Here is a 25,549-nt window from a genome sequence, read left to right as displayed (position 1 = left end):
GAGCGTCCCGGTCCGGATCGGCGTAGACGGCTACGCTCGCGATCCCGGCATCCCGGCAGGCACGGGCGACACGAACAGCGATTTCGCCACGGTTGGCGATGAGCACCTTGCGCACGATGGCTCCCTCCTTGAAACAAGCTGAGTTTAGGGACTACCGACACGGCCCCTCGACCCGTGTCCCGTGGTGAGCTTGCCCACATAGAGGGCGGCTCGAGGTTTCCTCGGGTCGTGAAATCCCTTGTCGCACCACGGTACGCAGGGTTCCTTTACGGCACAGTAGCTCCGAGGTGTGGCGCAGGTCTCTGTTCATGGAGCCAGTCGCCATTCGGGTTTCTTTGTGGAGTCCCTACGAATGGCGCAATGATTCTTTGCCGGAACGTCGGCCTTCGGCCATGCTGCGCACACTCTTGTCCGGACCTTTACTGGCCAGTAGCCTTCGCGCTGTCGACCGTACTGTCGGTAACAGGCGAATCCAGGGGGTGGCCGAGGTGGCCCGCAGACCGATCGCACTCGTCACGGCCGCCGTGCTCCTGGTGGAGGCGCCGGCCATCGTCGGCCTCAACGCGATCATGGCCCGTTTCGTGGAGGCCCAGTCGATGTCCCTCGACGGACTCGACCCCGACCACATGGTCACCGGCACCTGGGCCCTCGGCATCGGCTCCGGCGCCGCCCTCGCGCTCTGCTCCCTCGTCGCCCTGGTCGCGGGGGTCCGCGACCGCCGCCCCGGCCGCTTCGGCCGGGGTCTGCTCATCGGCTGCGCGGTCGTCCACGGGGTCCTCGGCGCGGTCGCCGTCGGCCTGATCGGCTGGGGCGCCTTCGCCTTCCTCATGACCGTCGTCGGGCTCGTCGTGCTCACCCTGGTCATGTACGGGAAGGAGAGCGCGGCCCCGGAACCGTCCAAGGCCCCGGAGCCGGCGGAGGCCTGACGGAGGCTCAGGCGCTCCAGAGCTCGGTGATCCCCACGTCCAGCTTGGCGAGGAGCCGGCGCAGCAGCGGCAGCGACAGGCCGATCACATTGCCGGGATCGCCGTCGATGCCGTCGATGAACGGCGCCGAGCGGCCGTCCAGCGTGAACGCGCCCGCCACGTGCAGCGGTTCGCCGCTCGCCACGTACGCCGCGACCTCCGCGTCCGTCGGCTCGCCGAACCGCACCACCGTCGAGGCCGTCGCCGACTCGTACCGCTTGGCCCGCGTGTCGTACACGCAGTGACCCGTCTGGAGGATGCCGACCCGGCCGCGCATCTCCTTCCAGCGGGCGGTGGCCTCGGTGGCGTCGGCGGGCTTGCCCAGCGCCCGGCCGTCGAATTCGAGCACGGAGTCGCAGCCGATCACCAGCGCGCCGCTCGCCTCCGGGCGGGCCGCCACGTGCGCCGCCTTGGCCTCCGCGAGCGCCAGGGCCAGCTCGGCCGGGGTGGGGGCGTGGACCTTGGACTCGTCCACCCCGCTGACGATCACCTCGGGCGCGAGACCGGCCTGGCGGAGCAGACCGAGCCGGGCGGGGGAGGCGGAGGCGAGGACGAGCCGGCGGGGCGTGCCGCCCGGGTGATCAGCAGTCATGGGGGCAGCGTACTCAGCGCCCGCCCACGACGAGCATCAGGACGACCATGGCAAGCGCCAGGATCACACCGGACCTGCGCATCATGGCCTGTGCCTCGCGCAGGAACTTCGGCGTCTTGTTCTCCGGGTCGGACCACAGCATGCCCCGATCCTGCTGCCGGGCGGCCCGGAACGCCTGAGTACGGATACTCAACCGGCCCCGGGGACGGTCGCGGGACGGCCCAGGGGGCGGCGGCGGAGCGCGTACGCCGGAGGCCGGACCCCCCGCACAAGGGGCCCGGCCTCGGCCTCACGCCGTACCGCTCACTTCATGTTCCTCAGACCGGCCAGTAGGACCGGGCCCAGGCCCGCGGGCCCGGCCGGGGCCGGGTCGAGCGGGCGATGCGTGACGGGTCCGACCAGCCCTCCGGTACCGCCGGGCCGAGACCCGAGGCGGCAGCCGCCGCCGTGGCCGCGGCCCGGGCCTGGACCACCGCCAGTGCGGCGGCCAGCTCCTCGGGCGTCGGGTTGCCTCGTACGACCTTGATCATCGTGCTGTCCCTCCCGTGGGCTAGAGCGGGATGTTGCCGTGCTTCTTCGGGGGCAGGGATTCCCGCTTCGTCCGCAGCTGACGCAGACCCTTGACGATCTGCGGCCGGGTCTCGGAGGGCAGGATCACCCCGTCGATGTAACCGCGCTCGGCCGCGATGTACGGGTTGAGCAGGGTGTCCTCGTACTCCTGGATCAGCCGCGCCCGCACCGCCTCGACGTCCTCGCCGTCGGCCTCCGCCTCGGCGATCGTGCGGCGGTGCAGGATGTTGACGGCGCCCTGCGCGCCCATGACCGCGATCTGCGCCGTCGGCCACGCGAGGTTCAGGTCGGCGCCCAGGTGCTTGGAGCCCATGACGTCGTACGCGCCGCCGAAGGCCTTCCGGGTGATGACCGTGATCAGCGGGACGGTCGCCTCGGCGTACGCGTAGATCAGCTTCGCGCCGCGCCGGATGATGCCGCCGTACTCCTGGTCCACGCCCGGCAGGAAGCCCGGCACGTCCACGAAGGTGAGGACCGGGATGTTGAAGGCGTCGCAGGTCCGCACGAACCGCGCGGCCTTCTCGGAGGCGTCGATGTCCAGGCAGCCGGCGAACTGCATCGGCTGGTTGGCGACGATGCCGACCGGGAAGCCCTCCACCCGGCCGAAGCCGGTCAGGATGTTCGGCGCGAAGAGCGCCTGCGTCTCCAGGAACTCGCCGTCGTCCACGACGTGCTCGATGACCTTGTGCATGTCGTACGGCTGGTTCGCCGAGTCCGGGATCAGCGTGTCGAGCTCCAGGTCCTCGCCCGACACCTCGGTCTCCGCCGTCTCCGGGAAGGCCGGCGCCTCCGAGAGGTTGTTCGACGGCAGGTACGACAGCAGCTGCTTCACGTACTCGACGGCGTCCTTCTCGTCCCCCGCCATGTGGTGCGCCACGCCCGAGGTCGCGTTGTGCGTCCGGGCGCCGCCCAGCTCCTCGAAGCCCACGTCCTCGCCGGTCACCGTCTTGATGACGTCCGGACCCGTGATGAACATGTGCGAGGTCTGGTCCACCATCACCGTGAAGTCGGTGATCGCGGGGGAGTACACCGCGCCGCCCGCGCAGGGGCCCACGACCAGGGAGATCTGCGGGATCACCCCGGAGGCGTGGGTGTTGCGGCGGAAGATCTCGCCGTACATCCCGAGCGCGCTCACGCCCTCCTGGATGCGGGCGCCGCCGGAGTCGTTGATGCCGACGACCGGGCAGCCGGTCTTCAGCGCGAAGTCCATCACCTTGATGATCTTCTGGCCGTACGTCTCGCCGAGCGCCCCGCCGAAGACCGTGAAGTCCTGCGAGAACACGGCCACCGGACGCCCGTCCACGGTGCCGTAGCCGGTGACGACGCCGTCGCCGTACGGCCGGTTCTTCTCCAGGCCGAAGTTGGTCGACCGGTGCCGGGCCAGCTCGTCCAGCTCCACGAAGGAGCCCTCGTCGAGCAGCAGGGCGATCCGCTCGCGCGCGGTCAGCTTCCCCTTCGCGTGCTGCTTCTCGACCGCCCGTTCCGAACCGGCGTGCGTGGCCTCGTCGATACGGCGCCTGAGGTCCGCGATCTTGCCCGCGGTCGTGTGAATGTCGGTCTCGTACTGCTCTGCCGGCTCGGACATCGGGATGCGGCTCCCTGCCTGGTCACGGGGGGTTCGTTGACTGCGAATGGGCTACTGAAGGCCTACTGATCCGTAGGGTATCGACGGCGATACGGTTCGGCACTGCGGTCTTTGCCACACCTACTCTGGCTTGCATGACGTCCTCCCACGCCTCCGGCGGTCGCTGGTCCGACCTCGACCGGCCCCCGCTCAACCCCTCCGTCCTGCGCCGGGCCCTCCTCCTTCCGGACGGGCTGTGGAGCTCGCTCGACGTGGTCGCGAGCACCGGGTCGACCAACTCCGATCTGGCCGCGCGGGCGGGCGAACTGCCCGACGGGGCCGTGCTCGTCGCCGAGGAGCAGACCTCCGGCCGGGGCCGGCTCGACCGCAGCTGGAGCGCCCCCGCGCGCTCCGGGCTCTTCCTCTCCGTCCTCCTCAAGCCCGACGTGCCCGCGCACCGCCTCGGCTGGCTGCCGCTGCTCACCGGCGTGGCCGCCGCCACCGGCCTCGTCAAGGCGGCGGGCGTCGACCTCTCCCTCAAGTGGCCCAACGACCTGCTCGCCACGGTCGACGGCGAGGAGCGGAAGGCCGGCGGGATCCTCGCCGAGCGGGCCGGCGAGGACGGGATCGTCGTCGGGCTCGGCATCAACGTCTCGCTGCGCGCCGACGAGCTGCCCGTCCCCACGGCCGGCTCGCTGCTGCTCGCCGGCGCCGTCTCCACCGACCGCGACACCCTGCTGCGGGCCGTCCTGCGCTCCCTCGCCGACTGGTACGGCGCCTGGGTGCGGGCCGACGGCGACCCCGAGGCCTCCGGGGTCCTGGCGGCGTACAAGGACCACTGCTCCACCCTCGGCCGGCGGATCCGCGCCGACCTGCCGGGCGAGCGGATGCTGGAGGGCGAGGCGGTCTCCCTGGACGGCGACGGGCGCCTGGTCGTCGCCACCGAGGGCGGCGGCACGGAGGCGGTCGGCGCGGGCGACATCGTCCACCTGCGGGCGACGGGCTGAACCCCGGACCGTTCAGGCGTGAGCCAGCCCACACCTGTCGTATCGTGGAGCGCGATCCAGGCGAACAGATCGGCAGGACAGTGGGAAGCGGCAGCGGCAGCGGCAGGGAACGGGCAGGAGGCGGCCGGTGACCGTCGACGACGCGAACGCGGGCGACGGCCGCTCCGAGTCGCACGCGCCGCGTGAGCCGCGGGGCTCACGCGAGCCGGACGGGCCAGGCCGACCGGACGGTTCCGGCCGGCCCGTTTCCGGCCGGTCGGACGGCTCGGGCGCACCGGACGGGTCGCACCAGCCGTCCGGTCCCGGCGAGCCGTCCGGTGCCGCCCCGTCCGGCCGGGCGGCCGACGCCTCCGGCGGCGTCTCGGGCGACGCCTCTGGCGGCGTCTCAGGCGGCGTCTCGGGCGACGCCTCCGGTGGTGCCTCCGGTGGCGCCGAGGGCTCGGCGTACCCCACCCCGCACCACGCCGTCGACCACACCGTCGAGCCGACCGACGACCCGCTCGCCATCCGCCTCGAACAGCTCATCCTCGGCGCCGACCGCCGCTACACCCCCTTCCAGGCCGCCCGCACCGCCGGCGTCTCCATGGAGCTGGCCTCCCGCTTCTGGCGGGCCATGGGCTTCGCCGACATCGGGCAGGCCAAGGCGCTGACCGAGGCCGACGTGCTCGCCCTGCGGCGGCTCGCCGGTCTCGTCGAGGCGGGGCTGCTCAGCGAGCCGATGGCGGTGCAGGTGGCCCGCTCCACCGGCCAGACCACCGCCCGGCTGGCCGAATGGCAGATCGACTCCTTCCTGGAGGGGCTCACCGAGCCGCCCGAGCCCGGCATGACCCGCGCCGAGGTCACGTACCCGCTGGTCGAGCTGCTCCTGCCGGAACTGGAGGAGTTCCTGATCTACGTGTGGCGGCGGCAGCTCGCCGCCGCCACCGGGCGCGTCGCCCAGGCCGCCGACGACGAGGAGATGGTGGACCGGCGGCTCGCCGTCGGCTTCGCCGACCTCGTCGGCTTCACCCGCCTCACCCGCCGCCTGGAGGAGGAGGAGCTCGGCGAGCTCGTCGAGGCCTTCGAGACCACCTGCGCCGACCTGGTCGCCGCGCACGGCGGCCGGCTCATCAAGACCCTCGGCGACGAGGTGCTGTACGCGGCGGACGACGCCGGCATCGCCGCCGAGATCGCGCTCCGGCTGATCGAGACCCTCAGCCAGGACGAGACCATGCCCGCGCTGCGCGTCGGCATCGCCTTCGGCACCGTGACGACCCGGATGGGCGACGTCTTCGGCACCACCGTGAACCTCGCCAGCCGGCTCACCTCGATAGCGCCGAAGGACGCCGTCCTGGTCGACAGCGCCTTCGCCGAGGAGCTGACCCGCACCGGCGAGGTGCCCGTCTCCGAGGCCGAGGCGGCGGAGGAGGCCGCCCGCGCCGAGAAGGAGGGCCGGGCCCCGGAGACGTACCGCTTCGCGCTCCAGCCGATGTGGCAGCGGTCCGTGCGCGGCCTCGGCGTCGTGGAGCCCTGGCTCCTGAACCGCCGTCCGACCTAAGATCCCTCCCGGTGAACCATGTGAACCGTCGTTAACCGGGAGGGCGCAGGAGATGTCCGAGCAGCGTTTTGGTGAGTTCGTGCTGGTCCGCAAGGAGGGGCACGTCGCCGAGTTCGTCCTCGACCGGCCCAAGGCGATGAACGCGGTCTCCTCCGCGATGGCCCGCTCCATCGGCGAGGCCTGCGCGGCGCTCGCCGCCGACCCGGAGGTCCGGGTCACCGTCCTGACCTCCTCGAACGACCGGGCCTTCTGCGTCGGCGCCGACCTGAAGGAGCGGAACTCCTTCACCGACGCCGAGCTGGTCCGCCAGCGGCCCACCGCCCGCGCGGCGTACACCGGCGTCCTGGAGCTGCCCATGCCGACCGTGGCGGCCGTGCACGGCTTCGCCCTCGGCGGCGGGTACGAGCTGGCGCTCTCCTGCGACGTCATCGTCGCCGACGCCACCACCGTCGTCGGCCTCCCCGAGGTCTCCGTCGGCGTCATCCCCGGCGGTGGCGGTACGCAGCTGCTGCCGCGCCGGGTGGGCGCCGCGCGCGCCGCCGAGCTGGTCTTCACGGCCCGCCGGGTGGAGGCCGCCGAGGCGGCGGAGCTCGGCCTGGTGGACGTGCTCGCGGAGGACGCCCGGACGGCCGCCCTGGAGCTCGCGGGGCGGATCGCCGCGAACTCGCCGGTCGGGCTGCGCGCCGCGAAGAAGGCGATGCGGCTCGGCCAGGGTCTGGACCTCCGGGCCGGCCTTGAGGTCGAGGACGGCGCCTGGCGCTCGGTGGCCTTCTCGGGCGACCGCGCCGAGGGCGTGGCGGCCTTCAACGAGAAGCGGAAGCCGGAGTGGCCCGGCGAGTGACGAGATTGATCCAATCTCGTACTAGATGTCACTTTCTGTGACGTTTCGGAAGGGGAAACGGGTCAAACCTCCCTAAGCTGGAGGAATGGGAGAGGATGTGCGGCTACGGGCCGTGGTGGCGCTGGCGCAGGGCATGGCGGCGGCGACCACCCCGCGCGAGTTCTGGCGGGCCGCGGCGCTCGGGGCGTGCGCCGGACTGGACGGGAGCTTCGGCGCCCTCTCGGTCTGGGAGCGGGACCACGGGCGGCTGCGGGTCCTGGTGAACGCGGGGGAGCGGGCCTCCGGCGAGGAGGAGTTCCCGGACGCGGAGACGTATCCGGTGCACCAGTTCCCCGAGATCACCGAGTTCCTGCACGAGCGGTGGGCGGTCGGCGCCGGTCCGCGCGCCTGGATCGAGACGGCCGCCGCCGCGCGGGTCACCGGGCGGGTCGAGGGGCTGCGGCGGCGCGGCCGGGGCGCCTGCGTGGTCGCCCCGATCGTGCTGCACGGCCGGGCCTGGGGCGAGCTGTACGTGGCCAGACAGCTGGGGGCGAAACCTTTCACCAGTGCGGACGCGGACTTCGCCAACGTCCTCGCGGCGGTCGTCGCGGCCGGCATCGCCCAGGCCGAGCGCCTGGAGGAGGTCCGCAAGCTCGCCTTCACCGACCCCCTCACCGGCCTCGCCAACCGCCGGGCGGTCGACGCCCGCCTCGACGAGGCCATCGAGCGCTACCGGTCCGACGGCTCCGTCGTCAGCCTCGTCGTCTGCGACCTCAACGGCCTCAAGCGCGTCAACGACACCCACGGCCACGCCGTCGGCGACCGCCTCCTCGAACGCTTCGGTTCGGTCCTCTCCCGCTGCGGCGCCCGGCTCCGCGGCGCCCTCGCCGCCCGCCTCGGCGGCGACGAGTTCTGCCTGCTGGCCGTCGGCCCGACCGCGGACGAGGTCGTGGCGGTGGCGGAGGAGCTGTGCGTACGGGCGGCGGAACTGGAGCTGGGTGAGGGCGTCGCCATCGGGGTCGCCTCCACCGGCGACCCCATCGGCCCCCTGAAGTCCGCCCGCCGCCTCTTCCGCCTCGCCGACGCGGCCCAGTACCAGGCCAAGGCCGCCCGCTCCACGAAGCCGGTCGTGGCCGGCCGCGACGGCACCGTCATCCGCCTCGCCGACGCCCCGCCCGGCGCCCGCGACCGCCGCCGCTTCCGCGACGCACCGACGGTGGAGCTGCCTCCGGAGCGGTGACGGGGGGTGACTGTCAGGCGGTGCACCGGGGGCAGAGGACCTCGTCCCCGATGGGCCGGAGCAGTCGCGCTTGGTCGCGGCGTCCCTCGCACTCCCGCATCTCCGCGAGACCTCGCTGAACCGGCACAAGAGCACGTACGGCGGCGCCGACAGCGACAACTGCGCCGAGGTCGCCGACAACGCCCCCCGACGTGGTCCGCGTCCGCGACACCAAGGACCACGCCCGGGGCGAAGTGACCGCCACGCCCACCGCCTGGACCGCGTTCACCGCCTTCGCGCGGACGCACACGGTCTGAGCGGCCTACTTCGACGGGTAGAAGCCCGCCGTGAAGCCGCTGGTCCACGTGCGCTTGCCGTACTTGGGCACGTACGCGGCGACGCCCTCGGCGATCCAGGCGGGGGGTTCGACGTCCGGGCCGAGCGGGGTGACCTTGTCGGCGGCGAGGTCGACCTCGACCGGGAGCGCGGGGCGGCCCGAGCGGTCGGCAGGGACCGTTCCGTAGGCGATGCCGCGCCCGGCGTCGACGGACGTGAACGTGACCCTCTTGCGGTCCTCGGTGTCCTCGAAGCAGTAGCCCTTGTTCTCGCGCAGGTCCAGCACGACGGGGCCCGCGTGGACGTAGCGGCCGCCGGACAGGGTGGGCACGGGCGGCCCGACGTCCAGGTCGATGCGCTTCCCCTCGCAGCGCACCGCGACCCGCACCTTGCCGGTGCCGGGGTCGCGGACCTCGTAGCGCCGGACCGCTCCGTTCCTGCCGGCGGACCAGTCCGCGATGATCACGCCACCGAGGTAGTAGGGCTGCACCAGTGAGGAGGCGGCCGTGTGCTCGATGTCGGGCGGCTCGCTGGTGCCGCTGTGCCAGCTGCCGCCGCCGAGCCAGAAGGAGGAGCCGAACGCGCTCGCCAGCGGTCCCCGGGGCGAGACGCCGAAGATCCCGGCCCTCTCGTCGCAGTCGCTCTGCCCGATGATCCGCCGTTCGGTGCAGCGTCTGACGCCCGACGGCGCCGCGAGCTGCCGTCGCGTGTACGTGGTCTGCTCGCCCGTGACGACATCCACCGCCAGCGGCTGCGCGTTCCTCGACCCCAACCGGGTGAAGTTGTGGACGACGCCCTCGCTGTCCTGGGCGGCGAACGTCTCCCTCTTGTACGGGAACTCGAACGTGCGGCTCGCCTCCACGCTGCCCGAACCGCCTGCCGGGAAGACCGTGAGCCGGGTCGTCGCTCTGGGCTTGGACGCACCGTCGCCGCCCTTCTCGCCCGTGAACCTCACCACCGCGTAGTCGGTCTCGCCCTTCGCGGTCACGAGCAAGGACACCTCGCCGTCCACCGTGCCGCGCCGCCCCGACACCGGCAACGCCACCGGCGCACCGGTCCACCGCACGTCACCGGTCCGCAGGTCCCGCGCCACCACCTGCGTGGACTTTCCGTCCCGGGCGTTCTTGAGGAAGAGGACCTCCTTGGCGTGCGGCGCGTACACGGGACTGCTGAGCCCCTCCGAGGACTCCACGGCCCAGCCCTTGGCGCCGTCGAAGGCGGCGGGCACCGCCACCCGGGGCCTCCGCTCCTCCCGGGGCGCGGCGCTCGCCGTGGCCGTCCGCTCCCGCCCCTCGGGCTTCTGCCCGCCGTCTCCGTCACCCCCGCCGCCACCGCACCCCGCCAGCAGCAGCCCGACCGCGACCACTCCGGCGGCACCCTTCCCCACGCGACGCTCGGCCCTCACGACTCCGCCCCCAGCTCCCTCGTCCAACTCTCCACGCCGTCAACGTGGTTATGACCGTACAGCCCCACTCCGACACCAGGCCTCGGTAAGCGCCGCCAGGTAGGCGCGCAGGAACCGTTCGGTATTCGCCCGCCACTCCCCGCTGTTCTCACGGTTCCTGGCCCAATCTTCGGTGCGAATCTCCAGGACCAAGTGGGTGTATTTCCCGAGCATCGAGGATCGCGCCGCAACACCGTAGAGTGCCGTGCTGACACCTCAAGGCATGTCGCGGAGAGCTGCTTCCGGCAGAGCGGCCCCCTGGCGCCGGAGCGCTCTCACCTGCACCAGGCTGCGGCGGACGGGCCGGTGTCGTCCGAGTCGCCCGCCAGGTCGACGGACTTGATCCTCAGCATGAGGTGTGTGTACGGGCGGCGCCTTCATCTCCCACTCCCGCGATGGTGACAGTCCCGTCGAACGGAGTTCATCTACGTTTCATGATTGCTTGCCTGCCGGGTCGCGCGCCGTGCTGTCAATTCCGGCATCGATCCACGAACGTCGCAGGAATGTAGGCGCGCAGAAACTCCTTAAGCTGTTGATGTCTCACGGGAAGGTTCTCGGGCTTGTCGGCATCCTTCCCGAAACGCACCTGCGTGACCAGGTACTTGTACGGTTCGCCCTTCGAGGTCTTCGGGGTGCAGGCCATGACCACCAGCGCCCCTTCGTCTCCGATCGCGGCACTGGTTACGTGTTCGCCCAGCTCAACTCGCTGGATGTTCGTGAATTTCAGAAGGTGCTCGGCTTCTTGGTGTGCGTCAATCTTCTCAATCTCTCGATCCTTGTAGATCGACAGGTTTCTGCCATTTCCATGCTGTTCCCTGTCCACATAGAGGAGGCATCGCTCACTGGCATCCTGCTCTTCCCCGACTGCGGCGCGGATCTTCTCTTCGAGGCTATCGCCCTTGGGGAGCAAAGGCTTGACCGTCGACTCGCCTGTTTCAATGCCACAGATTCGTTGCGGAATGCTGTAGTTCCAGTCCGGATTCTCGTCCGCGCAGCCCGATAGGAGCGCTGTGAGCGCTCCGGCTGCGGCCATGTAGATGTAGCTGCGCCTCATGATCCGTTTCCTGCCAGGCGGCGTGCTGCCGAGTTGCCGTCATTGGCGGCACTGTTGATCTTGTCGATCGTCGTGTACTCGGAATCCCCCTTGATCGCCTCGGGGTTGACCTCGCGCCAGTGGTGAGCGAGTGCGACAAGGCGACCTTCCCTGTCTTCGTTTGTCACAACGTTCTTGCGGGCGAGTCCATTGTCGATTCGGTCGATCTCCTCCTCCAGCCACTTTGCGGTAATCATGTCCACGCCGCGCTGTGCAGCGTCGCCCGCGTGCGGGATGAAGTTCGCCACGCCACCCCAGGTGTGGTACTCCCATTTGGCATCCCACGTGGCCTGGCTCTTCGCATCGTCGGCGTCGCCCTTCAGTCCTTGGTAGCGCGCTTCCTCAAGGAATCCGATCGTGTTACCGGCCCTTCGCCAGGTCTCCTCGGCACCGCCTTGGCCGGTGTTGATGTCGTGGACGATCTCCCGGTTGATGGCGTCCTGAAGCGTTCCATAGGCGAACTGATCGCGGGAGATCTGCTTCGCTGCCTCCAGCACCTGAGCCCGGTTCAATGGACTTTCTCCATTGCTGTGGGCGCTTGTCGCTTGGTGGACCTCGTCCCCGTAGTTGCCCATGGCCACGGCCATGGGTGTGCGCAGGCTCGGCGGGAAGTCGTCGCCCTCGGCGGAGAGGTGCTTCAGGGCGCCCTCGAAGACGCGGTTGTTCGCGTCGGAGTGCTGGACGTAGCCGCCGCCCGAGTCGTTCGGGTCGATGCCGGTCGTGGCGGCGATGAGTGCCGCGCCGAAGCCGGCACGGGTCTGCGCGTCCTCTGTGTCAGCGCTGCTGAGGGGGTCGTTCAGGATGCCGTCGGGGTTGTATGGAATGTCCATGTATCGGTTGTCGTCGACGACGTCCCAGTCCCGCTGCCGCGTCAGGTACTCCAGCCGGTCGCCGCTTTCGGACTCGGGGTCGAGGAACTTCGCCGCCGTATCCGGGTCCTTGCTCATGATCCCGAGCAGGCCGTCGAGGGGGTCGTTCGCGAACCACTCGTCCCGTGGCGCGGTGAACTGCCGGGGCAGGTCCCAGTTGTCGTTCCCTCTGTCGCCGCGCTCGGCGGCGATCAGGTCGTCGCCGAGGTCGTGGAGGAAGCGGTCCGAGTAGCCCTCGCCGTGCTGCATGAGGGTGACGAGGGACTGGTAGCCGCGGACCTTCTCGCCCTGCCACTCGTACCGCTTCATCCCGGCATCCTTCAAGCCGTCGCGGAACTCCTTGTACAGCGGGGACCCCGGGTCCCGCGTGGCCGTGGCGAGGGCGTTCGCCAGCCCTCGCTCGCCGCCGAGGTAGTGCTGCCTGTTCCCCGGGTCGGAGTCGTACGCGAGGGTGTTGATCTGGTTGGTGAGCCTGATGGTGCCCTCGGGGCCCAGGTGGCTGAGAACCATCCGGCTGAACCCCTCGTCGCCGGCGTTGTCCCGCATCAGTCGCGCCCACTCCTCCGGGTCGGCGGGCTTCTCGCCGGCCAGGATCCGGTCCGCGTACCGCTTCGCCTCGCGCGCCTCGACCAGTTCGATGTCACCGACCGCGTCGGCGTTGAAGCCGTGTCCGACACCGCGGGCGTTGTCGAGCATCTGCTCGAAGAAGCCCTTGACGCCGGCGGCGTCCCGGAGCGCCAGCTTGGCTCCCTGGTCGGCGTCGTCCACCGCCTGGACGGCGGCGGCGACGGCGGCGGTCCAGCTCGCCTCGTGGGCGGCGCGGGTGGGCGCGTCGGTGAGGCCGCCGTCCTCCTTGTTCCCGACCCTGCTCGGGTCGAGGTGCGCCCGGCCTTGTGCGTCGATGTGCAGGCCGGCTTCCTTCGCCGAGCCGACCAGTTTCCGCACCGCCGCGATCCGTTCGGTGAACTGCCCGTGGATGTCACGCAGGATGGCCGCGACGGCCCGGGCCTCGGTCGCGGCGGCGTCGAACTGCTCGCGCGTCGACGCGAAGCTCGTTCCGGCGGCGTCGGCGCTCGCGCCCGCCCATTCGCCGCCCGTGGCGACGGTCTGGACGGTGTTCCCGTACACCTCGCCGAGGTCTTCGAAGCCGTCGGCCATCCGGTCCCACGAGCCGGCCGCCGTGGTCAGTGGGGTCAGACGAATGCTGAGGACGTCCTGATAGGTGAGCATGCCCGCTTCCTTGAGGTTCGCCACCGTGACCGGTGTCAGGTCCAGGTCCAGGTCAGACGTTCCGGCGCGGTTCCCGCTCCGGTGGGTCGATCCGCGCGAGCGTGCTTCGGACGTCGAGGTCGATCTGCTGGAACTCCCGCTTCGTCCTGCTCAGCGCCGACCGGTCGCGTTCGAGGCGAGCCTTGAGGCCCTTCACCTGTGACGCCCATGCGTCGTGCGCGTCCTTCAAGCCGCTCCCCGTCGCCCAACCCGTGAACGCCGCCTCAGCCGCGTCCGTCTGCGGATCGGCGTGGCCTCCGGCCCGGTCGACGCCGGGGAGGAGTACGCCCTCCAGGGCCTTGACCGCCGCCCGTTTCCCCTGCGCGCTGGTCTTCAGATCGGCCGAGGCGGCGGCTCCGCCCGTCCCGTTCAGCTCCATGCGGCCCGCGCCGTCGCCCCGGGCCGCCACCTCCGCCTTGATCCGCTCCCACTCATCCCAGGTCATCCCTGCCCCCCCGTACGTGCCGCGTTCGCTGTACGCGTTGATTGCCCCGGTATCAACCTATCCGGGGTGTGGAGCTCGCCTGCCAGTACGGAACGCGCCAAAGTCCCAGCCTGTGCACCGCGCCACGTGGGTGCCATGACGGCCCGCCCAATCCGTCAGGTCCCGCACACGGGAACCGTCGCCCCCGGAGCGCCGCTCCGCCGCCCCCGCGCCCCCGCGCGTCAGACTGGAACCGCTCCGTCCGTCGCGAGGCGCGTAAGGGGTCGTGCCAGCGAGGGATGGTGACGAAGTCACCTAGTGACAGGTCGCTCTTCAATCCGTAGGGTGCTGAATATGGATATGCAGACAGTCGTTCTCGGCACGTCCGGCACGACCCCGCAGGACGTCATCGCCGTCGCCCGTCACGGCGCCCGTGTCGAGCTGTCGGAGGGGGCCGTCGAGGCGCTCGCCGCCGCCCGCGCCGTCGTCGACGCGCTCGCCGCCAAGCCCGAGCCCGTCTACGGCGTCTCCACCGGCTTCGGCGCCCTCGCCACCCGGCACATCGACCACGAGCTGCGCACCCAGCTCCAGCGCAACATCGTCCGCTCGCACGCCGCCGGCATGGGGCCGCGCGTCGAGCGCGAGGTCGTCCGCGCCCTGATGTTCCTGCGGCTCAAGACCGTCGCCTCCGGCCACACCGGCGTCCGCCCCGAGGTCGCGCAGACCATGGCCGACGTCCTCAACGCCGGCATCACCCCGGTCGTCCACGAGTACGGCTCCCTCGGCTGCTCCGGCGACCTCGCCCCGCTCTCCCACTGCGCCCTCGCGCTCATGGGGGAGGGGGACGCGGAGGGGCCGGACGGGGTCGTGAAGCCCGCCGGTGAGCTGCTCGCCGCGGCCGGTATCGCGCCCGTCGTCCTCAGGGAGAAGGAGGGGCTCGCCCTCCTCAACGGCACCGACGGCATGCTCGGCATGCTGATCATGGCCCTCGCCGACCTGGACACCCTCTACAAGTCGGCCGACGTCACCGCCGCCCTCTCCCTCGAAGCCCTCCTCGGCACCGAGAAGGTCCTCGAACCCGAGCTGCACGCCATCCGCCCCCACCCCGGCCAGGCCGCCTCCGCCGCCAACATGCTGGCCGTCCTCAAGGGCTCCGGCCTCACCGGCCACTTCCAGGCCGGCGAAGCCCCCCGCGTCCAGGACGCCTACTCGATCCGCTGCGCCCCGCAGGTCGCCGGCGCCGGCCGCGACACCATGGCCCACGCCCTCCTCGTCGCCGAGCGCGAGCTCGCCGCCGCCGTCGACAACCCGGTCGTCCTGGGCAACGGCGAGGTCCGCTCCAACGGCAACTTCCACGGCGCCCCCGTCGCGTACGTCCTCGACTTCCTCGCCATCGCCGCCGCCGACCTCGGCTCCATCGCCGAGCGCCGCACCGACCGGCTCCTCGACAAGAACCGCAGCCACGGCCTGCCGCCCTTCCTCGCCGACGACGCCGGCGTCGACTCGGGCCTCATGATCGCCCAGTACACGCAGGCCGCCCTGGTCAGCGAGATGAAGCGGCTCGCCGTCCCCGCCTCCGCCGACTCCATCCCGTCCTCGGCGATGCAGGAGGACCACGTCTCCATGGGCTGGTCCGCCGCCCGCAAGCTGCGCACCGCCGTCGGCAACCTCGCCCGGATCATCGCCGTCGAGCTGTACGCCGCCACCCGCGGCATCGAGCTGCGCGCGGGTCTCACCCCGGCGCCCGCCTCGCAGGCCGCCATCGACGCCCTGCGCGCCGCCGGCGTCGAGGGCCCCGGCCCGGACCGCTTCCTCGCCCCCGACCTGGCCGCCGCCGACGCCTTCGTACGCGAGGGCCGCCTGGTCGCCGCGGTGGAGCCGGTCACCGGCCCGCTGGCCTGACCGCGGCCCGCGCCCATGGGAGGCCGTCCCCGCCCGGGGGCGGCCTCCCGCGCGTTCTAGGACGCGCGGCCGTGCCGCCGCATCGCCAGCGCCACGAACCCGGCGCCGACCCCGAGGAAACCGGTCCCGCCGAGCAGGTACGCAGTGGTGTCCGGGCCGCCGGTGTCGGCGAGCCGGCCGGTCGCGGCCCCGGTGCTCCCGCCGGGTGCCCCGGGCGCCGCGTCGGAGGCGTTGGCCGAGGGGACGAACCACAGGGCGCACAGCAGGGTCCCCGCCGCGGTGGCGGTCAGCAGCGGGCGTCGGGCGGCGGACACGCGGATCTCGTTCTCCTCACGGAAAGCCTCACGGAAAGCCCCACGGAAAGCGCCGCGGGAAGCCCGCGGTGCGCCGATGCTAGTGAACCCAGCGGGTCGCGGGAAAGCCGAGGCCGGGCAGACCCTACGCTCCCAGCCATGAGCACCCCCGAAACCCCCGCCACCGCCGCCGGGACCGCGGCCGAGACCGTCACCCGCCACGTCCGCCTCCGGGTCGACATCGTCCTGGAGATCGACGGCCCCGCCGAGCTGACCGCCGCCGCCGAGGGCCGGATCGACGCCGACGAGTTCATGCCGGCCGAGGAGCGGGAGCACGCCAGGGCCGCCGTCCGGGAGGACCCCTCCGAGGCCCTCGCCTACCTCGTGGAGCCCTTCGACCTGGTCCGCGACCTGCCGGGCGTCGAGCTCGTCCAGGCCGCCTGGAGCAGCGAGGAGATCGAGTACGACCCCGACGCGATGGAGTGGGAGCTCGACGAGGATGATGAGGGTGCTGAGGACGGGGAGGACGACGACCGGCCGTAGCCGACGCGCAGAGGGCGGGCCCCGGGACGGCGTCCCGGGGCCTTTTCGCGCCGGTGTGCGGCGAACGGGGAACCGGAAGACCCCCGTGCGCGTGTAGTTCAGTGGTGTTCAGTGGTCTTCCCCACAAACCCCCCGCTTCCGGAACCGGAGGGGGTCTTATGGGTGTTCTGATGGATTGACAGGGAATCGGCGACGATGGAGAAGCGTGTGATGACGGTCGGCAAGCGCCGCAGGAGCCTGGCCGCGGCGGCGGCGGTGCTCAGCGGCGTACTCGTGCTCTCGGCCTGCAACGACGACGAGGCCGGCACGGCCGCGTCCGGCTCGGCCACCGCCACGTCACAGGCCCAGGTCGACGAGGCCGCCGAGCAGAAGACGTCCAAGGCGCAGATCACCATCTCGCCGGAGAACGGCTCGCAGAACGCCTCCATCAACAACGCGGCCAAGGTCGCCGTCACCGAGGGCAAGCTCACCGAGGTCACCATGACCTCCACCGAGGGCACCGCCGTCAAGGGCGAGATAGCGGCCGACGGCCTCTCCTGGAAGCCGACCGGCCAGCTGGAGCGCGCCACGGTCTACAAGATCGCCGCGACCGCCGTCGACGCGGAGGGCCTGGAGGCGCACGAGAACTCCTCCTTCACCACCGTGTCGAAGGAGAACAGCTTCATCGGCAACTTCACCCCCGAGGACGGCTCGACCGTCGGCGTGGGCATGCCGGTCTCGATCAACTTCAACAAGGCGATCACCGACAAGAAGGCCGTCCAGAGCGGCATCAAGGTCTCCTCCAGCTCCGGCCAGGAGGTCGTCGGCCACTGGTTCAACTCGACCCGGCTCGACTTCCGCCCGGACGACTACTGGAAGGCCGGCTCGACGGTCACCCTCAAGCTGGACCTGGACGGCGTCGAGGGCGCGAAGGGCGTCTTCGGCGTCCAGCAGAAGACGGTCACCTTCAAGGTCGGCCGCAGCCAGGTCTCCACCGTCGACGTCGAGAAGAAGACGATGACCGTCGTGCGCGACGGCAAGGTGATCCGGACCATCCCGATCTCCGCCGGCTCCCCGGAGAACACCACCTACAACGGCCAGATGGTGATCTCCGAGAAGTTCAAGGAGACCCGGATGAACGGCGCCACCGTCGGCTTCACCGACTCCGACGGCAAGGGCGAGTACGACATCAAGGACGTGCCGCACGCCATGCGCCTGTCCACCTCCGGCACCTTCATCCACGGCAACTACTGGGGCTCCCGCTCCATCTTCGGCTCCGTGAACACCAGCCACGGCTGCGTCGGCCTCGCCGACGTCAAGGGCGCCGGCGACCCCAACCAGATGGCCGCCTGGTTCTACGACCAGTCGATCACCGGCGACGTCGTCATCGTCAAGAACTCCAAGGACAAGACGATCGCCCCGGACAACGGCCTCAACGGCTGGAACATGAACTGGTCCTCCTGGAAGTCCGGCTCGGCCCTCTGACCCACCCCGCACCCCGCACGCGTTTCGCACGGAAAGGCCCCCTCCGCTCGGGAGGGGGCCTTTCCGCTGTCCCGTCAGCCCTCCGCGCGCCGGTACTTGCGGACCGAGAGGGTGCGGAAGACGGCGACGATGAGGACCGAGTAGATGAGCGAGGCCCAGACCGGGTACTGCATCGGCCAGGCGTCGGAGGGGGAGAGGCCGGGGTCGCCGAAGAGTTTGCGGCAGGCCTGGACGGTGGCGCTGAACGGGTTCCACTCCGCGACCGGCTGGAGCCAGCCGGGGAGCTTGCTGGAGTCGACGAAGGCGTTCGAGATGAACGTGACGGGGAAGAGCCAGATCAGGCCGCCGGAGGTGGCCGCCTCCGGGGTGCGGACGGAGAGGCCGATGAGGGCGCCGATCCAGGTGAAGGCGTAGCCGAGGAGGAGCAGCAGGGCGAAGCCCAGCATGATCTTCCCGAAGTCGGTCGGCGCCGCGTAGCCGGGCCGCCAGCCGATGATCAGGGCGACGACCGCGAGGACCAGCAGGGTCAGGGCGGTCTGGACGAGGTCGGCCATCGTGCGGCCGGTGAGGACCGCGCCGCGCGCCATCGGCAGGGAGCGGAAGCGGTCGATGAGGCCCTTGTGCATGTCGTCGGCGATGCCGGCGCCCGCTCCGGCGGTGGCGAAGGTGACCGTCTGGGCGAAGATGCCGGCCATCAGGAAGTTCTTGTAGACGTCCGGATCGGTGCTGTTCCCGATCTGCATCGAGCCGCCGAAGACGTACGTGAACAGGATGACGAACATGACCGGCTGGATCAGGCCGAAGAGGATCATCTCCGGAATCCTGGACATGCGGATCAGGTTCCGCTTGGTGATGACCAGGGAGTCGGAGAGGGACTGCGCGATGCCGCCCTTGGGGGCGGGGACGTGCGGGGCGGTGTCGGTGAGGCTGGTCACGCGGCCGGCTCCTTCCGCTGGAGCCGGGGGTCCTTGCCGTTCTCGTCCTCCGCGGCCAGCTCGGCGGCGTGGCCGGTGAGGGAGATGAAGACGTCGTCGAGGGTGGGGCGGCGCAGGCCGATGTCGTCGATCTCCACGCCGAGGGCGTCGAGGTCGCGGATCACCTCGGCGAGCAGCTTGGCGCCGCCGGTGACGGGGACGGTGAGCCTGCGGGTGTGCTCCTCGACGGAGACGTCGTCGAGGCCGCGTTCGCCGGGGCCGTAGCGGGCGAGGGCGGTGCGGGCGGAGGTGATGGCCTCGCGTTCGTGGACGACGACCTCGACGCGCTCGCCGCCGGTGCGGGCCTTGAGGTGGTCGGAGGTGCCGCGGGCGATGACCCTGCCGTGGTCGACGACGGCGATGTCGTGGGCGAGGTGGTCGGCCTCCTCCAGGTACTGGGTGGTGAGGAGGAGGGTGGTGCCGCCGGAGACGAGCTCCTTGATGACGTCCCACAGGGCCTGCCGGTTGCGGGGGTCGAGGCCGGTGGTCGGCTCGTCCATGAACATCACCGGCGGGGCGACGACCAGGGCGGCGGCGAGGTCGAGGCGGCGGCGCATGCCGCCGGAGTACGTCTTGGCGGGGCGGTCGGCGGCGTCGGCGAGGTGGAAGCGTTCCAGGAGCTCGCCGGCCCGCTCCTTCGCGGGCTTCGCCTTCATCTGGTAGAGCCGGCCGACCATCTGGAGGTTCTCGCGGCCGGTGAGGTACTCGTCGACGGCGGCGAACTGGCCGGAGAGGCCGATGGAGCGGCGGACCTCGTTGGGGTGCTTCAGGACGTCGACACCGGCGACCGTGGCGGTGCCGCTGTCGGGGCGGAGCAGGGTCGTCAGGACCCGTACGGTGGTCGTCTTCCCCGCGCCGTTGGGGCCGAGAAGGCCGAGGACGGTGCCCTCGGGCACGTCGAGGTCCACCCCGTCCAGTGCGGTGACGTCGCCGAAGGTCTTCACCAGTCCCTCGGCGTGGATCGCGCCTGGCATGTCCACACTCCCGAATCGCTGCTCGATCATTTCGGGCATTTCTGTCGATCCTAGGACAGTGTGGAGTGCCGTGCTCAGGCCAGGACCGTGTACCCCGCCTCCCGCAGCGCCCCCTCCACCTCACGGCAGTGCTCCGGCCCCTTCGTCTCCAGGTGCAGCTCCACCTCCACCTCCGTGAGGCCGAGCCGCGGATCGGTCCGTACGTGACTGACGTCGAGCACGTTCGCGTCGACCACCGTCAGCACCGCGAGCAGCGTCGCCAGCGCCCCCGGCCGGTCCGCCACCCGCAGCCGCAGGCTCAGATAGCGGCCCGCCGCCGCCATGCCGTGCCGCAGGATCCGCTGGAGCAGCAGCGGGTCGACGTTGCCGCCCGACAGGACCGCGACCACCGGGCCCCGGAACGAGGACGGATCGCTCAGCAGCGCCGCGACCGGACTCGCCCCGGCCGGCTCCACCACCAGCTTCGCCCGCTCCAGACAGAGCAGCAGCGCGGAGGAGAGCGCGTCCTCCGAGACGGTGCGGACCTCGTCCACGTACTCCTGGACCAGGCCGAAGGGCACGTCGCCGGGCCGGCCGACCTTGATGCCGTCCGCCATCGTCACCGGCGCGTCGACGACCACGGGATGCCCGGCGGCCAGCGACGGCGGATACGCCGCCGCGCCCTCCGCCTGCACGCCGATGATCCGCACGTCCGGCCGGACCGACTTCACCGCGAGCCCGATCCCGGCCGCCAGCCCGCCGCCGCCGACCCCGACGACGATCGTGCGGACCTCCGGGCACTGCTCCAGGATCTCCAGGCCCACCGTGCCCTGGCCGACGATGACGTCGGGGTGGTCGAAGGGGTGGATGAAGACCGCGCCGGTCTCCCGCGCGTACTCCTGCGCCGCGGCCAGCGTCTCGTCCACCACGTGCCCGTGCAGCCGCACGTCCGCGCCGTAGTCACGGGTCGCCGCGACCTTCGGCAGCGGGGCGCCGACCGGCATGAAGACCGTCGCGCGCACCCCCAGGAGCTGTGAGGCGAGCGCCACACCCTGCGCGTGGTTCCCGGCCGAGGCGGCGACGACCCCCGCCGCCCGCTCCTCCGGCCGGAGCCCCGCGATCCGCACGTACGCGCCGCGCAGCTTGAACGATCCGGTCCGCTGGAGGTTCTCGCACTTGAGCAGGACCGGCGCCCCGACCAGCGACGACAGGTGGCGGCTGCCCTCCATGGCGGTCACCCGGGCCACCCCCGCCAGCATCTTCTGCGCCCCGCGCACGTCGTCGAGCATCAGCCGGTGCAAGGGGTATGGCGTACCGAAGGTCATGACACCAAGTCTCGCAGCTCACCGGGGTCGCGGCCGCGCGGACCGCGGGCCCGCGGCGGGTTTGCGCACGGCAGGTACGGAGCCCGTCCTGTCCGCGTACTCTGTCCCCCACACCGACCACCCCCGCACGAGAGAGCCCCCCAGCCATGCCCACATCTCAGGACATGACGACCGAGCTCGACCCCGGCCTCCTCGATGCCCTCCAGCACCAGGTGGCCGTCTTCGCCCGCCGGGCCGAGCAGACCCGCCTCGGCGGCACCGGACAGCTCCGCAACTCCATGGACCGGGCCGCCTACCTCCTCCTCAACCGCCTCGACCAGGAAGGGCCGATGGGCGTCAAGGCGCTCGCGGCCGGCATGGGGATCGACTCCTCGACCGTGACCCGCCAGGTCGCCCCGCTCGTCGACTCCGGCCTCGTCAAGCGCGCCTCGCACCCCGAGGACGGCCGCGCGGTCGTCCTCCAGCTCTCCCCGCGCGGCCTGGAGCGCCTGGAGGAGGTCCGCTCCTCGCGCCGCACGCTCATGGCCGAGGTCACGGACGGCTGGACGCAGGACGAGCGCGAGTCCTTCTGCTCCCTGCTCACCCGCTTCAACGCGGCGCTCTCCGCCCGCCAGTCGGGACACCCCATGGGGACCGGGAGTTCGACGCAGGGGGGTTGACCCGGCTTCCCTCCCCACCCCATACATGAGCGGTGGGGAAGCAGCGGACCCGATCGGAACACGCCGCCCGCGCCCGGGAGTTCGACGCCTTCGTGGCGGGCGCGGCGGGGCGGCTGCTGCACGTCGCCACGCTGCTCACCGCGGAGACCCGGGCCCGGAACCCGTACGCCCGCGCGCTCCTCGCCGCCGCCCTCGCGCACACGTACGCGGTCCGCGACCGGGGCCACGACGAGGATCCGTACGCGCTGACCCGCGACGGACTCGCCCTCCGCTTCGCCCGGACCGCCCGGCGGCACCGCGCCGGCCGCGGCGGCGTCCTCGGCCTCCTCACCCCGCAGGAGCGGCTCGTCCTCGTGCTGCGCCTGTACGAGGACGTGCCCGAGGAACAGGCCGCGGCGCTGCTCGGCCTCCCGAAGGCCCGGGTCCGCGCGGTGTACGCCCGGGCGGTGGCACGCGTCAGGAACGGGGGCGGCGGCGTGAGGTACGGAGACGGGGCGGCGCGCGTCGGAAAGGGGGCGGCGGGGTGAGGTACGGCGACAAGGAGGCGGCCGTGCGGCGGCTGCTCGACACGCCCCATCCGCCCGTCCCCGGCGACCTGGCGGTGTGGGCGGCGGCCCGGGGCGGCCGGGCCCGGCGGCGGGAGCGGGCGCTGCGGCGGACCGGCGGCGTGCTGGCCGGGATCGCCGCGCTCGCCTTCTCCCTCTGGGCGGCCGAGGCCCGCCCCTGGGAGCCGCCGCCGGCCGCGACGACACCGCCGTTCGCCGGGCCGTGAGGACGGTTCTAGGCTGGAGGAAGGGGTCGGTCGGAACAGCGCCGCAGGAGGCCGACATGACCAGGAAAGCCACTGACTGCCGGGACACCCCGAGCGTGTCGGGCTGCTCGCTCTACATCTCGGGCGAGGAGGAGGAAGTGGTCCGCGCGGCCACCGAGCACGCCGTCTCTGTCCACGAGCACACGGACTCGCCGGAGCTGCGGGCGGAGATCCGGGCGAGCCTGAAGGACCCGCTGCCGGGGACCTGAACGGCCCGGTGGTCCCGGGTACGGCGGGCGGGAACGCTCGCCGCCGTACCCGGGGCCCGTACGGACCGGCCCCGCGGACCGGCCCCCGCGGATCAGCCCCGCGGACCGGCCCCGCGGATCAGCCCAGCGCCTCGCGCAGGTCGGCGATCAGGTCGTCGACGTTCTCGATGCCGACCGAGAGGCGGACCAGGTCGGCCGGGACCTCCAGGGCCGAACCGGCGACGCTGGCGTGCGTCATCCGGCCCGGGTGCTCGATCAGCGACTCCACGCCGCCGAGGGACTCGCCCAGGGTGAAGAGCTTCGCGCGGTCGCAGACGCCGACCGCCGCCTCCTCGCCGCCCTCGACGCGGAAGGAGATCATGCCGCCGAAGGACCGCATCTGCTTGGCCGCGATCTCGTGGCCCGGGTGCTCGGCGAGCCCCGGGTAGAGGACCTGCGTGACCTTCGGGTGCCGGGTGAGGAAGTCGGCGACCTTCGTCGCGTTCTCGCTGTGGCGGTCCATGCGGACGGCGAGGGTCTTGATGCCCCGCAGCACGATCCACGAGTCGAACGGACCGGCCACCGCGCCCATCGCGTTCTGGTGGTACGCCAGCTCCTCGCCGAGCTCCGCGTCGGCCGCGATCAGGGCGCCGCCGACGACGTCCGAGTGGCCGCCCATGTACTTGGTGAGGGAGTGCACGACGATGTCCGCGCCGAGCGCCAGCGGCTGCTGGAGGTAGGGCGAGGCGAAGGTGTTGTCGACGACCAGCTTCACACCGGCCTGCCGCGCCACGCCCGCGACCGCCTCGATGTCGGTGATCCCGAGCAGCGGGTTCGACGGCGTCTCGACCCAGATCAGCTTCGTACGGTCGTTGACCGCGGCGCGCACCGAGTCGACGTCCGAGGTGTTCGCCACGGAGAAGTCGACGCCCCAGCGCTGCACGACCTTGGCGAAGAGCCGGAAGGTGCCGCCGTACGCGTCGTTCGGGATGACCACGTGGTCGCCGGGGGAGAGGAGGGTGCGCAGCAGGCAGTCCTCGGCGGCCAGGCCGGAGGCGAAGGCGAGGCCGCGCCGGCCGCCCTCAAGCGCCGCGAGGTTCTCCTCCAGGGCGGTACGCGTCGGATTGGCGCTGCGGCTGTACTCGTAGCCGCCGCGCAGCCCGCCCACGCCGTCCTGCTTGTACGTGGACACCTGGTAGATGGGCGGGACGACCGCGCCGGTCAGCGGGTCGGCGGTGTTGCCCGCGTGGATGGCGCGGGTCTCGAAGTTCTGGTGGTTGTGCTGGTCGCTCATGGTCAGGAGCGTAGTGCCGGGGTCGGTTTCCTGCCGCGATTCATCCACAGGGGCGGCGTGGGAGGGGAGTTGCCGGAGAGCAGCCGGGTGAGTTGTCCACAGGCTGCTCCCGGGCGGGTTCCTCCCCACCGGTGTCCTGGACAATGGACGCATGGAGATTCTCTGGTTCCTGATCGCCCTGGGCCTGCTGTTCGGCGTCCTCGGCCCCTATCTGCTGCGCCGCCGCGGAGGCGGCATCCGGCAGGTCGCGCCCGGCACGCCCGACGCGGCCGACCCGGAGGCGTACGGATTCGTCCGGCAGGAGGAGCTGGACGTGCGGCTCCCGGGGCCGGACCACGATCTCCTCGACGTCCTCCGGATCGTCCAGGCCACCCAGGACTGGCGGGCCGCCGCCCAGCTGCTCGCCGGGACGCCGAAGGAGGGCGAGGTCCGCTGGCAGCGCGTCCAGGCCTTCGCCGGCGCGGCCTCCCTGGAGCTCGCGGAGAAGCCGGGCGTCGGCGGCGCCTGGCTCCGCGCCTGGCGTTCGGACGCGCCGAAGGACGCGGGCGCGGCGGCGGTGCACGCGGAGTTCCTGGTGCAGCAGGCGTGGCGCTCCTCGGCGGCCGGCAGCGACGACTTCCGGATCATCCTGGAGGAGGCCCGGAAGGTCGCGGAGGAGGCGGCCCTGCTGGCCCCCGGCGACCCGGTCCCGTACATCACGCAGCTGGCGGTGGCCCGAGGACTGGGCTACCCCCACGAACAGTTCGACCAGGTGTGGGCGAAGGTCATCGACCGGGCGCCGCGGCACATGGGGGCGCATCTGGCGGCCCTGCACTACTGGTGCGAGAAGTGGCACGGCTCGCGCGAGGAGGCCGACCACTTCGCGACGACGGCCGCCGCCCGCGCCCCGCAGGGCTCGCTGCTCGCCGCGCTGCCGCTCTTCGCCGTCTTCGAGCACGTGCCGGACGTGGTGCTCGTCCAGGACTTCTACCGCACGGCCGTGGTCGGCAAGGCGATGGAGGGCGCGCTGTACGCGGTGCACTCGGCCCGCCCGGACGACCCGATGCTGGCGCACGTGCGCCATCTGCTCGTGTACTTCCTGGTGCGCGGCGAGCGCTGGGCGGAGGCGATGCACCAGCTGGTCCGGGTCGACGGCCACGTGGGCGCGGTCCCGTGGACGCTGAGCGGCGACCCGGCGGGCGAGTACACCCTGCACCGGAACCTGGCGGTGGCCGGATACGAGGCGAACGGCGGCAGCCCGGCCACCCTCCGCCACTGACGGACCCCCGCCACGGAGCGGAGCCCCGCCACGGAGCGGACCCCGCTCGGGCCGGACCCCGCTCCGTGGCGGCCCCCCCGCTCCGTGGCGGGATACCACCAGGCACGGGCGCCGCGGGGAACAGTGGTGTCCGCGCAGGCGTTGTCTCCACTGCCGAACCGCGTCCGCGTCGAGGA

Annotated in this window: 28 protein-coding genes; 14 read left to right on the top strand and 14 right to left on the bottom strand. The window is 71.9% G+C overall.

The genetic code is table 11. The features are described from left to right. On the bottom strand, positions 1-115 hold a 115-nt coding region (locus HHL19_RS09375; RefSeq protein WP_161198291.1), incomplete at its 3' end, for a biotin carboxylase N-terminal domain-containing protein. Positions 116-479: 364 nt separating this feature from the next. Here HHL19_RS09375 and HHL19_RS09370 point away from each other — a divergent pair. Continuing rightward, complete coding sequence (locus HHL19_RS09370; protein ID WP_169087545.1) at positions 480-926, top strand: hypothetical protein; 447 nt, start codon at positions 480-482, stop codon at positions 924-926. A gap of 7 nt (positions 927-933) precedes the next feature. Here HHL19_RS09370 and HHL19_RS09365 read toward each other — a convergent pair whose 3' ends face one another. From HHL19_RS09365 to HHL19_RS09355, 4 genes are all read right to left on the bottom strand, one after another. After that, complete coding sequence (locus HHL19_RS09365; protein WP_169087543.1) at positions 934-1,557, bottom strand: nucleoside triphosphate pyrophosphatase; 624 nt, start codon at positions 1,555-1,557, stop codon at positions 934-936. Positions 1,558-1,570: 13 nt separating this feature from the next. Next, positions 1,571-1,699, bottom strand: coding sequence for a hypothetical protein (locus HHL19_RS38065; protein ID WP_277349218.1), 129 nt, complete (start codon positions 1,697-1,699; stop codon positions 1,571-1,573). 175 nt (positions 1,700-1,874) lie between these two features. Then, the gene (locus HHL19_RS09360) at positions 1,875-2,087 is read right to left on the bottom strand and encodes an acyl-CoA carboxylase subunit epsilon (RefSeq protein ID WP_169087541.1); all 213 of its coding nucleotides are present in this window, start codon (positions 2,085-2,087) and stop codon (positions 1,875-1,877) included. Between the two features lie 20 nt (positions 2,088-2,107). Further along, complete coding sequence (locus tag HHL19_RS09355) at positions 2,108-3,712, bottom strand: acyl-CoA carboxylase subunit beta (protein WP_169087539.1); 1,605 nt, start codon at positions 3,710-3,712, stop codon at positions 2,108-2,110. A 134-nt stretch (positions 3,713-3,846) separates the two neighbouring features. Here HHL19_RS09355 and HHL19_RS09350 point away from each other — a divergent pair, with 134 nt between their 5' ends. The 5 genes from HHL19_RS09350 (at position 3,847) to HHL19_RS38450 (ending at position 8,591) form a co-directional block, all read left to right on the top strand. Next, positions 3,847-4,698, top strand: coding sequence for a biotin--[acetyl-CoA-carboxylase] ligase (locus tag HHL19_RS09350; RefSeq protein ID WP_169087537.1), 852 nt, complete (start codon positions 3,847-3,849; stop codon positions 4,696-4,698). A gap of 127 nt (positions 4,699-4,825) precedes the next feature. Continuing rightward, positions 4,826-6,235, top strand: a complete 1,410-nt coding sequence (locus HHL19_RS09345; protein WP_169087535.1) for an adenylate/guanylate cyclase domain-containing protein — start codon at positions 4,826-4,828, stop codon at positions 6,233-6,235. A 52-nt stretch (positions 6,236-6,287) separates the two neighbouring features. Continuing rightward, positions 6,288-7,076, top strand: coding sequence for an enoyl-CoA hydratase-related protein (locus tag HHL19_RS09340; RefSeq protein ID WP_169087533.1), 789 nt, complete (start codon positions 6,288-6,290; stop codon positions 7,074-7,076). 85 nt (positions 7,077-7,161) lie between these two features. Further along, positions 7,162-8,295 (top strand): GGDEF domain-containing protein, encoded by a 1,134-nt coding sequence (locus HHL19_RS09335; RefSeq protein ID WP_169087531.1) that lies wholly within the window; start codon positions 7,162-7,164, stop codon positions 8,293-8,295. 191 nt (positions 8,296-8,486) lie between these two features. Further along, positions 8,487-8,591, top strand: a complete 105-nt coding sequence (locus HHL19_RS38450) for a DUF397 domain-containing protein (RefSeq protein WP_346768456.1) — start codon at positions 8,487-8,489, stop codon at positions 8,589-8,591. A 5-nt stretch (positions 8,592-8,596) separates the two neighbouring features. On the opposite strand, the gene HHL19_RS09325 is transcribed toward HHL19_RS38450, so the two are convergent. The 4 genes from HHL19_RS09325 to HHL19_RS09310 form a co-directional block, all read right to left on the bottom strand. Continuing rightward, positions 8,597-9,997, bottom strand: a complete 1,401-nt coding sequence (locus tag HHL19_RS09325; RefSeq protein WP_169087529.1) for a hypothetical protein — start codon at positions 9,995-9,997, stop codon at positions 8,597-8,599. Between the two features lie 526 nt (positions 9,998-10,523). Further along, positions 10,524-11,108, bottom strand: coding sequence for a hypothetical protein (locus tag HHL19_RS09320; RefSeq protein WP_169087527.1), 585 nt, complete (start codon positions 11,106-11,108; stop codon positions 10,524-10,526). Continuing rightward, complete coding sequence (locus tag HHL19_RS09315; RefSeq protein WP_169087525.1) at positions 11,105-13,246, bottom strand: hypothetical protein; 2,142 nt, start codon at positions 13,244-13,246, stop codon at positions 11,105-11,107. Before HHL19_RS09315 ends, HHL19_RS09320 begins: the two co-directional genes overlap by 4 nt. Positions 13,247-13,298: 52 nt before the next feature. Next, positions 13,299-13,730 carry a hypothetical protein gene (locus HHL19_RS09310; RefSeq protein WP_169087523.1) on the bottom strand — a complete coding sequence of 144 codons (432 nt, stop codon included), beginning with the start codon at positions 13,728-13,730 and terminating at the stop codon, positions 13,299-13,301. A 339-nt stretch (positions 13,731-14,069) separates the two neighbouring features. Here HHL19_RS09310 and hutH point away from each other — a divergent pair, with 339 nt between their 5' ends. Then, a complete protein-coding gene (gene hutH, locus HHL19_RS09305) occupies positions 14,070-15,611 on the top strand; it encodes a histidine ammonia-lyase (RefSeq protein WP_169087646.1) in 1,542 nt (513 codons plus the stop codon). 56 nt (positions 15,612-15,667) lie between these two features. Here the strand turns inward: hutH and HHL19_RS09300 are convergent, their stop codons facing one another. Then, positions 15,668-15,925 carry a hypothetical protein gene (locus tag HHL19_RS09300; protein ID WP_169087521.1) on the bottom strand — a complete coding sequence of 86 codons (258 nt, stop codon included), beginning with the start codon at positions 15,923-15,925 and terminating at the stop codon, positions 15,668-15,670. Positions 15,926-16,063: 138 nt separating this feature from the next. On the opposite strand from HHL19_RS09300, the gene HHL19_RS09295 reads away from it, so the two are divergent. Together HHL19_RS09295 and HHL19_RS09290 are read left to right on the top strand one after the other, a co-directional pair. Beyond that, on the top strand, positions 16,064-16,447 hold the full coding sequence (locus HHL19_RS09295) for a hypothetical protein (RefSeq protein ID WP_169087519.1): 384 nt from the start codon (positions 16,064-16,066) through the stop codon (positions 16,445-16,447). Between the two features lie 195 nt (positions 16,448-16,642). Beyond that, positions 16,643-17,911 (top strand): Ig-like domain-containing protein, encoded by a 1,269-nt coding sequence (locus HHL19_RS09290; protein ID WP_169087517.1) that lies wholly within the window; start codon positions 16,643-16,645, stop codon positions 17,909-17,911. A 74-nt stretch (positions 17,912-17,985) separates the two neighbouring features. Here the strand turns inward: HHL19_RS09290 and HHL19_RS09285 are convergent, their stop codons facing one another. From HHL19_RS09285 to ilvA, 3 genes are all read right to left on the bottom strand, one after another. After that, positions 17,986-18,846, bottom strand: coding sequence for an ABC transporter permease (locus tag HHL19_RS09285; RefSeq protein WP_169087515.1), 861 nt, complete (start codon positions 18,844-18,846; stop codon positions 17,986-17,988). Continuing rightward, the gene (locus HHL19_RS09280; protein ID WP_169087513.1) at positions 18,843-19,859 is read right to left on the bottom strand and encodes an ATP-binding cassette domain-containing protein; all 1,017 of its coding nucleotides are present in this window, start codon (positions 19,857-19,859) and stop codon (positions 18,843-18,845) included. Before HHL19_RS09280 ends, HHL19_RS09285 begins: the two co-directional genes overlap by 4 nt. A gap of 74 nt (positions 19,860-19,933) precedes the next feature. Further along, positions 19,934-21,163 (bottom strand): threonine ammonia-lyase, encoded by a 1,230-nt coding sequence (gene ilvA, locus HHL19_RS09275; protein WP_169087503.1) that lies wholly within the window; start codon positions 21,161-21,163, stop codon positions 19,934-19,936. A gap of 146 nt (positions 21,164-21,309) precedes the next feature. Between ilvA and HHL19_RS09270 the strand changes: the two genes are divergently transcribed. From HHL19_RS09270 to HHL19_RS09255, 4 genes are read left to right on the top strand one after another with little or no spacing between them, the layout of a single operon-like run. Then, complete coding sequence (locus HHL19_RS09270; RefSeq protein WP_169087501.1) at positions 21,310-21,822, top strand: MarR family transcriptional regulator; 513 nt, start codon at positions 21,310-21,312, stop codon at positions 21,820-21,822. 32 nt (positions 21,823-21,854) lie between these two features. Beyond that, positions 21,855-22,349: a sigma factor-like helix-turn-helix DNA-binding protein gene (locus HHL19_RS09265; protein WP_169087499.1), complete on the top strand. Its 495-nt coding sequence runs from the start codon at positions 21,855-21,857 to the stop codon at positions 22,347-22,349. Further along, positions 22,346-22,594, top strand: coding sequence for a hypothetical protein (locus tag HHL19_RS09260; protein ID WP_169087497.1), 249 nt, complete (start codon positions 22,346-22,348; stop codon positions 22,592-22,594). Before HHL19_RS09265 ends, HHL19_RS09260 begins: the two co-directional genes overlap by 4 nt. A 56-nt stretch (positions 22,595-22,650) precedes the next feature. Further along, positions 22,651-22,842, top strand: coding sequence for a DUF1059 domain-containing protein (locus tag HHL19_RS09255; protein ID WP_169087495.1), 192 nt, complete (start codon positions 22,651-22,653; stop codon positions 22,840-22,842). A 118-nt stretch (positions 22,843-22,960) separates the two neighbouring features. On the opposite strand, the gene HHL19_RS09250 is transcribed toward HHL19_RS09255, so the two are convergent. After that, positions 22,961-24,115, bottom strand: a complete 1,155-nt coding sequence (locus HHL19_RS09250) for a cystathionine gamma-synthase (protein WP_169087493.1) — start codon at positions 24,113-24,115, stop codon at positions 22,961-22,963. A 151-nt stretch (positions 24,116-24,266) separates the two neighbouring features. On the opposite strand from HHL19_RS09250, the gene HHL19_RS09245 reads away from it, so the two are divergent. After that, positions 24,267-25,373, top strand: coding sequence for a hypothetical protein (locus tag HHL19_RS09245; protein ID WP_169087491.1), 1,107 nt, complete (start codon positions 24,267-24,269; stop codon positions 25,371-25,373). Positions 25,374-25,549 lie beyond the last annotated feature (176 nt).

The sequence above is a fragment of the Streptomyces sp. R302 genome (genome assembly GCF_012927245.1).
Taxonomy (GTDB): Bacteria; Actinomycetota; Actinomycetes; order Streptomycetales; family Streptomycetaceae; genus Streptomyces.
This window is presented reverse-complemented; position numbering and strand designations above follow the sequence as displayed.